The sequence below is a fragment of the Calothrix sp. CCY 0018 genome (assembly GCF_963920925.1).
Classification (GTDB): domain Bacteria; phylum Cyanobacteriota; class Cyanobacteriia; order Cyanobacteriales; family Nostocaceae; genus Rivularia.
Genome location: NZ_CAWUDI010000075.1, coordinates 21224 through 28946, shown reverse-complemented (window position 1 = coordinate 28946; position 7723 = coordinate 21224). Strand labels below are relative to the sequence as shown.

9 protein-coding genes are annotated in these 7723 nt (G+C 36.8%); 6 read left to right on the top strand and 3 right to left on the bottom strand.

The genetic code is table 11. The features are described 5' to 3' along the window. Nucleotides 1–483: 483 nt before the first annotated feature. Genes ACM03V_RS32850 through nadC form a run of 3 tightly spaced genes read left to right on the top strand, consistent with a single transcriptional unit; the run spans nt 484 to nt 1819 of the window. Nucleotides 484–657: a VOC family protein gene (locus tag ACM03V_RS32850; protein ID WP_414625012.1), complete on the top strand. Its 174-nt coding sequence runs from the start codon at nt 484–486 to the stop codon at nt 655–657. Further along, nucleotides 587–910 carry a VOC family protein gene (locus ACM03V_RS32845; protein ID WP_414625011.1) on the top strand — a complete coding sequence of 108 codons (324 nt, stop codon included), beginning with the start codon at nt 587–589 and terminating at the stop codon, nt 908–910. The genes ACM03V_RS32850 and ACM03V_RS32845 overlap by 71 nt, the downstream gene beginning before the upstream one ends. 36 nt (nt 911–946) lie before the next feature. Beyond that, the gene (gene nadC, locus ACM03V_RS32840) at nt 947–1819 is read left to right on the top strand and encodes a carboxylating nicotinate-nucleotide diphosphorylase (RefSeq protein WP_414625010.1); all 873 of its coding nucleotides are present in this window, start codon (nt 947–949) and stop codon (nt 1817–1819) included. A gap of 25 nt (nt 1820–1844) precedes the next feature. Here the strand turns inward: nadC and ACM03V_RS32835 are convergent, their stop codons facing one another. From ACM03V_RS32835 to ACM03V_RS32825, 3 genes are all read right to left on the bottom strand, one after another. After that, on the bottom strand, nt 1845–2396 hold the full coding sequence (locus ACM03V_RS32835; protein ID WP_414625009.1) for a Uma2 family endonuclease: 552 nt from the start codon (nt 2394–2396) through the stop codon (nt 1845–1847). An 80-nt stretch (nt 2397–2476) separates the two neighbouring features. After that, complete coding sequence (locus tag ACM03V_RS32830) at nt 2477–3451, bottom strand: endonuclease/exonuclease/phosphatase family protein (RefSeq protein ID WP_414625008.1); 975 nt, start codon at nt 3449–3451, stop codon at nt 2477–2479. A 31-nt stretch (nt 3452–3482) separates the two neighbouring features. Next, nucleotides 3483–4463 (bottom strand): alpha/beta hydrolase, encoded by a 981-nt coding sequence (locus ACM03V_RS32825; RefSeq protein ID WP_414625007.1) that lies wholly within the window; start codon nt 4461–4463, stop codon nt 3483–3485. A 146-nt stretch (nt 4464–4609) separates the two neighbouring features. Here ACM03V_RS32825 and ACM03V_RS32820 point away from each other — a divergent pair, with 146 nt between their 5' ends. The 3 genes from ACM03V_RS32820 (at nt 4610) to argS (ending at nt 7672) form a co-directional block, all read left to right on the top strand. Next, nucleotides 4610–5299, top strand: coding sequence for an SIMPL domain-containing protein (locus ACM03V_RS32820; RefSeq protein ID WP_414625006.1), 690 nt, complete (start codon nt 4610–4612; stop codon nt 5297–5299). Nucleotides 5300–5440: 141 nt separating this feature from the next. Further along, the gene (locus tag ACM03V_RS32815) at nt 5441–5566 is read left to right on the top strand and encodes a hypothetical protein (protein ID WP_414625005.1); all 126 of its coding nucleotides are present in this window, start codon (nt 5441–5443) and stop codon (nt 5564–5566) included. A gap of 345 nt (nt 5567–5911) precedes the next feature. After that, nucleotides 5912–7672: an arginine--tRNA ligase gene (gene argS, locus ACM03V_RS32810; protein WP_414625004.1), complete on the top strand. Its 1761-nt coding sequence runs from the start codon at nt 5912–5914 to the stop codon at nt 7670–7672. The last annotated feature ends 51 nt before the right edge of the window (nt 7673–7723 follow it).

Below are 7723 nucleotides of genomic sequence, written 5' to 3'. Positions count from 1 at the left end.
CCTTGAGGAGTCGGCGTTTCGCGTTTCTCTCTCTCAGGCACTTATACATAGTACCGAGAGAACCTATTCGTGTCAACACCTTTTTTCAACTTTTTTGGAAAAAGTTTTTTTGCTGTCGCTATAACCCTTACACATCAATGGTTTTAAGCGAGAAATTATTTTGAAACTTTTTTGAAAAACCCCTTGGTGGGAATGGAATTTGTTGGTTTGAGAGCCATCGTAGGCAATTTCACTATCGGATTTTGATTTTAAGCTAGCCATCGAAGCGGCGAAATTTAGGCTTAAACGTATTAAGCAGAAGGTTTGAACAGTTTTTAAACAAGCAAAGCTGTTCATCGCGGACTATATATATAAGAATTTTTTGGTTTAAACGGGCGGTTGAAGCTACTTCTAGATAGGCATAATTGCCTTCGAGCAATATATATAGTGTTTAAGGTGGAATAATTTAGTATTGATGAACTAATCAATCAACTAAACTGCCTTATGAGACAGAAGCTAAATATAGTGACTTTGGGAGTTGAAGATTTAGAGCGCTCTTTGAAATTCTATAGAGATGGGCTGGGATGGAAGCCATCGAGCGCAAGTAATGAAAATATTGCTTTTTTTCAGATGGGTGGTGTTGCGATCGCGCTTTATCCACCAGATGAAGTTGGTTGAAGATGTAAAAACTAACTCTGGTGGTAGCGGATTTTCTGGAATCACTCTTGCTTACAATGCGAAAGCGGAAGCAGAGGTAGATCAAGTGCTTGAAAAAGTAGAAAATTTAGGGGCAACTATTGTCAAAAAAGCTGAAAAAGTTTTTTGGGGCGGTTACAGCGGATATTTTGCGGATTTTGATGGGCATTTATGGGAAGTAGCGTGGAACCCATTTTTTAAGTTTGATGAGTCGGATAATCTCGTACTACCTTAAGGATAGTAAATACGAAATTTAGCAAAGCAATATTTTATGGAAACCACAACGGCTGTATTACCTCCATTTATTATTTTGGATAATCATCTTAAAGAGTGGTTGCAAGAAGATATAGGAAGAGGCGATCGCACTACGCAGTCTCTTCTTAACCAAGAGGAAGCGGAAGGTAAAGCACTTTGGATAGCTAAGGCTGATGGAGTAGTTGCTGGATTACCCGTTGCTGGTAGAGTATTTCGACTTTTGAACGAAAAAGTTGATTTTACTGTGTTAGTGAAGGAAGGGGAATTTTGCAAGCGGGGAAAAGTGATAGCTCAAATACAAGGTTCCCTTGATGCTTTGTTAACGGGGGAAAGAGTCGCGTTGAATTTGGCGATGCGTTTGAGCGGAATTGCAACGCTGACTCGGAAGTATGTTGAAAAAATCGACGATTTACCGACTTTATTTGTCGATACTCGCAAGACTACACCGGGTTTGAGAATTTTAGAAAAGTACGCGACTCAAGTTGGTGGTGCTATCAATCATCGGATGGGTTTGGATGATGCCGTGATGATCAAAGATAACCATATTGCTGCTGCGGGTGGAATTGGGAAAGCAATAAATAAAATTCGTTGCCGGATTCCTTATCCTTTAACTATAGAAGTAGAGACAGAAAATTTAGAACAAGTAAAAGCAGCTTTGGAATATCAAGCCGATATTATTATGCTGGATAACATGAAGCCGGATATGATGCGTCAAGCTGTGGAAGTTATTCGTCAGCATAATAATAAAGTGAAAATAGAAGCTTCCGGTAACGTCACACTGGAAACTATCCGCGCTATAGCTGAAACTGGAGTTGATTATATTTCGAGTAGTGCGCCGATTACTCAGTCAAAATGGTTGGATTTAAGTATGAAAATCAACCAATTTTAGATTTTAGATTTTGGATTGAGAATAACTAATTACTTACAATCATATCTACCGATACGGCAATATCAGGAAACGCCAACGGGCAAATTGTGCCTTCAGTTATTGTAGTTTTTGAAGCGTATTCCCCATCAGATGGTTCCCGAAATACAATTAACTGTCTTTTTTTGAGATTTACTACCCAATATTCAGCAATTCCGACTTCAGCATAGATTTTGGTTTTCGTTTCCAAGTCTTTTTCTAAGCTGGAATTAGAATACTCAATTAACCAAAAAACGTTTTCGGGATAAGGATGATGTTCTAAATATTCGCGCCCTAATGGTTTAACTATACTAATATCGGGTTCGGGTTCAGAATTGTTAGGAAGCGTAATCGGCTTTTCTTGACGAATCATTGCCTTATCAGCTAACAACCGAATCAAATATACTGCTGCTTCACTACTAAAATAAGCGTGTGGTTCCCCTTCTGGTGACATCTCTACAATTTCTCCCTTAAGCAGTTCAACTCGACGATTATCAAATATTCCCGCTTCAATCATCTGGTGATATTCTTCTATCGTCCATTTGGCTAGAGTTACTGTCATAGTTAGTTTCCCATAAAACCACTTAAATTAATCGCGTTCTAATTGATATTTTATCTAAATATATTGTTGAAAGCTTTGCTTTATTTAACAAGCTGCAATTTTGCAATCATTGGAAGATGATCTGAGCCTGCTTTTGTACCAACATAAGCTTCAACACTTTTAATATCTTCGGTATGCCAAATGTAATCAATTCTGCCAACAGGAAAAAATCTACCTCGGAATGTATGTCCAAAACCCCATCCTACTTCATGAAAGCTATCGTTCATAAAATTTTGCATTCGAGAATAAGTTTCTGAAGTATCTGTAAAATTACAGTCGCACATAACTATCGTAGGTTCATCATACTGTTTCACAATCTTGCTTAAATAAGATACTTCGGCAGCACGACTGGTATACCAATAATCGGCAAGTTTTAAGAATTGACGTGTTGGATAACTTGGAGTCAAATGTACAACTATTGCTTCTAAAGGATTTCCATTATTTAAACGAAGCGTTACTTGAATACCTCGCTGTATTGGTGGTGCTGGTAAAGCAATTATTTTATCGATGGGAAAGCGGCTTAAAATTCCGACATTGTGGGAAAGTTCAACGGGATGAAAAGCGCTGTAAGGATAATCCTTCGCAAAGCGTTTAACTAAAATAGGTGCAGTTTGCGATCGCACTTCTTGCAAACCAATAATATCGGGGTTATTCTCAGCAATCATTTTGCTAATTGAATCAAAATTGCGATTGTTAAAAAGCATATTAAATGTCATTGCTTTTATAGTTGGTTGATTTTGAGTTGTAGGAGTCGATAGAGGTGGAAGAAAAAACGATCCATACAAACCAATAAATAAACCCAAAGGTAAGCAAAGCGCAAAAAATAACCGCCAATAACGATACAACAGCGCGAAAGGAAAGAATATAATTAAAGGAATAAAAAGATATAACGCTACAGTATTGATTAACGCTAACCACCACAGACTATCGAAGAAAAGGAAACGCAATAAAATCCACAGAGAGAATAAAATTACGTAAAGCCATGCAATATAGGAAATAAATTTAGAAATACGCATCTTTAGATTTAATATATAGCTCATCGATTTTCTATTGACTGTTATAATCTACTTTATTTAAAATAATTTTGATAGCATTTAAAATTACTTCTGGGCTATCAACCCAAACAAAATGGTCGCTTTTCGATGCTTGTAGTTGAATGCAATCGCTGGATAATTTGAGCAATTCGACGTGCATTTTTTCTCGCAGTTGATTCGCAGCTTTTAACGGTAAAGCAAAAGTCCATATAGAAGCCTTGAAGAAAGAATTGGCTTTAACACTGACAATGGGTAAGTCACCAAATTGATTTGCTTTACTCACCTGACGAGCGCTAATATCAAGGGTTAATATTTCCTGAGTCATCGTAATCCAATGTTTAGTACGACAAAAAGAGCGCTTAATTGGATTGAGAGAATCTTGAGGAAATTTACGTAATTGCGGCTTGATAAATTCAAAAGTTCCAATTGTTTTTAGCAAACGAATAATACCGAGAATTGAACCAAAAGTTGACATTACAAAACCGGAAGCAAAGAAAAGCTTTAAGATGTTTAAATTCAAAGGCATATTCAGCATTCCGGTTTCGTGGAGTCCATCTGTAAGTACCATTCCAACAACCTTTTCAGGGAATTTATGTGCATACAGTCGCACGTTATAACTTCCAAAAGAATCTCCGACTAAAATATATGGAGGCTTGATTTCAGCATTAGTTAAAAGAATATCTAATTCCTTAACAATTTGTTCGCTGCTTCTTTGGTGAAGGCTGCGATCGCTCCAACCATATCCAGCGCGTTCGTATATACATACTCGTGCAATTTTAGCAATATCTTCGATAAGTAAATAACCTTCAATTCCTCCCAAACTATGGTCTAATACTACTGTAGGACGCGAATCACCTATCGTGTAGAGATGCAATTTATAGCCTCCGACATCAATAAGTTTACCTGGAGGAGCTTTTTTATCTTCAATCCAGGTTGCTATGGCTTGATAGATAGTTGTTGCGATTAAAATAAGATAATTGATTGGCAGATGCATTTATTGTGAATAAGTTTGTTTTCTCATGCAATATAACTTAAAACTATCTGGCGAATATAATATCTCCTTACGGAGACGCTGCTATATAGGCAAAGTCCACCTCCCTAAACTAATAAATTATTCAGTTTTACTATGTTTAAAATAATATGGAATCTCACATAGAAGTCATCGGAGAATCAAAATATTTAGAAACAGTACAAAGATATGTTGCCGACATCAATATAATTGTGTGGACGAATCGGACTAAAATTCCTTTAAATGAAATTACGATTCTACGGAATCTTTGTATTGAAAGTTTATTATCAAATGGTTTAGAAGAATATGAATTAACAGAAGGAGGTTTAAATATAAGGGAACGCTCTTTAAATCGCAGAAGAATAAGACAGGAAGCACGTCAAAAGATAATTATCTCCTGTTCAGATATATCTCGTTTAATCCAAGCTGTATCCACATTAGAGAAATTATTTAAAAAACCCCGCTATTCATTTACTTTGGATATGCATCAGCCCGTATTTGGTGCTAATTGGGAAATTAAAGAACAAGCAAAAAAAACAGCAATTCAAAATGCTTACTCTCATGCAAAGCTTTTATTAGAATCGGTAAATACAGATATTGAGAATGTTATCCAAATTGAAGAAATGACTCCAATAATAGGAGAATCGGAAGTTTATAATAATAAATTGGAAGATATAGTAGTTAAAACAGTATCAAACGGCAGTGCAAACTATAGAAAACTTAAAAATGCTGTCCGTGAAATAACCCTTCGATATCGAGTTAGTTTTGGAATTAAATCGTTTGCGGATACAGTACGGTTAAATACTGCGGATTTTAGCTAAATAATAAATTTTGCTAACTTTTTAGCTCTATATCTAGCGTAAATGTAATATCAAAAGTTAGCGAAGGAAGTAATAGTAAATAATATAAGCTTCAGTTTGTATACCAAAGTACTGAAGAACCATAAATTTAGTTTACAAGAAATGTTGAGTCGTTACGAACATGATTGGGAATATCGCGATTTATTCGATAACCTTAAAGATGAAGAGATCGAGTTTATCGGTGAACTAGCTAAACGTTATAATTCTTGGTTGAAATGCTGTCTATGACTTTCAAACTTGATTATCATAATAAAATTTTAGAGATAAGTGGGTTAATACAAATAAATATAATACGCTCAGTCATTGCGAGGAACGAAGCAATCCCAGTCACTGCGGTTGCTATCTCCCTTGGGGAGACGCTGCGCTAACGTCGTTCCTCCATTCCCTCTCTAGGGAACACTCCGTGTTCAGCTTGCTGACCCGTTAGGGTAAGGCAATGACATCTTACATTTAATTATGCCTACCTACTTACTTGGTTTGAGTGATATTAAAAGAACTTTTAAAGAGCAGCATGATATTTTTTAGTATGGCTGCATCTGAGAATACTAATGTATCGATTTTACAATTAAACATATGAACGCTACACAAGAACATCTAAAAGAAAAGTTAAAACAGGCTTTACGTAAAGCTTTCGGTGATGAATATGCCGATACCGATCCAATTTTAGTTCCTGCGTCTAATCCTAAATTTGGCGATTTTCAAGCAAATATGGCTTTGTCTTTAGCGAAAAAGTTAGGACAAAAGCCGAGAGATATTGCACAGCAGGTGGTTGAGAATCTTGATGTGTCGGATATTTGCGAGAAACCAGAAATTGCTGGTCCCGGTTTTATCAATTTACGGTTACAAACATCATACCTCGAAGCACAGTTAAATTCGATTCAAGCCGATTCGCGTTTGGGAGTTCCCATCGCAAAGCAACCAAAGCGGGAAGTTGTGGATTTTTCCAGCCCGAATATTGCCAAAGAAATGCACGTCGGACATTTACGCTCTACTATTATTGGTGATGCGATCGCTAGAATTTTAGAATTTAGAGGGCATGATGTAATTCGCTTAAATCACGTTGGTGACTGGGGTACGCAATTCGGAATGTTAATTACCAATCTCCGGGAAGTTTCACCGGAAGCGTTGACTACTGCGAATGCTTTGAATATTGGTGACTTGGTAAATTTTTACAAGCAAGCCAAAAAACGGTTTGATGAAGATGAGAAATTTCAAGAAAAGTCGCGAAATGAAGTTGTAAAATTACAAGCAGGTGCGGAAGATACTATTCACGCTTGGAAATTACTTTGCGAACAATCTCGACAAGAGTTTCAGATAATTTACGATTTACTCGATATTAAGGTAGAGGAAAGAGGAGAATCTTTTTACAATCCTCTGTTACCGGAAGTAGTGAAAGATTTAGATAAAGCGGGATTGTTGGAATCAAGCGATGGTGCAAAGGTTGTATTTTTGGAAGGGTTTAAAAATAGAGAAGGCGAACCTTTACCCTTAATTGTACAGAAATCCGATGGCGGCTATAACTACGCAACCACAGATTTAGCAGCGTTACGTTACAGAATACGGAAAGACGAAGCCAAAAGGTTAATTTATGTCACCGACGCTGGACAAGCAAACCATTTTGCTGGTGTTTTTCAAGTAGCAAACCGCGCTCACTGGATTCCCGAAGATGTAGAAATTGTTCACGTACCTTTCGGTTTGGTATTGGGAGAAGACGGGAAAAAACTAAAAACCCGCTCTGGAGAAACGGTTAGATTGCGGGATTTATTAGATGAAGCAGTTTCCCGGTGTCGTGAGGATTTAGAAACAAGATTAAAAGAGGAAGAAGGAAGAGAAGAAACAGAAGATTTTATTGCTAACGTTGCTAAAGTTGTGGGAATCAGTGCGGTTAAATATGCCGATTTGAGTCAAAACCGTACTGGAAATTATAAATTTAGCTTTGATAAAATGCTTGCGCTTAAAGGTAATACCGCACCCTATATGCTTTATGCTTATGCAAGAACTCAAAGTATTAGTCGTAAAGGCGATATTGACTATGATAATTTGGGCGAAGATATCAAAATTATGCTCAGGGAAGAAGCTGAATTAACTTTAGCAAAACATATTTTACAGCTAGATGAAGTTATTGCAGAAGTAGAGAAAGAATTGCTTCCAAATCGCTTGTGTGAATATCTTTATCAGTTGAGTGAAAAATTCAACCAATTCTTTGAAAACTGTCCGGTTTTGAAATCGGAAGAGCCTGTTAAAACATCGCGGTTAGCATTGTGCGATTTGACAGCGAGAACTTTGAAATTAGGTTTAAATTTGTTGGGAATTGAAGTGTTGGAAAGGATGTAGACTTTTAGTAATTGGTAGAGTGTCTTGTCAGCGCTGTCAGAAACCTGGTTT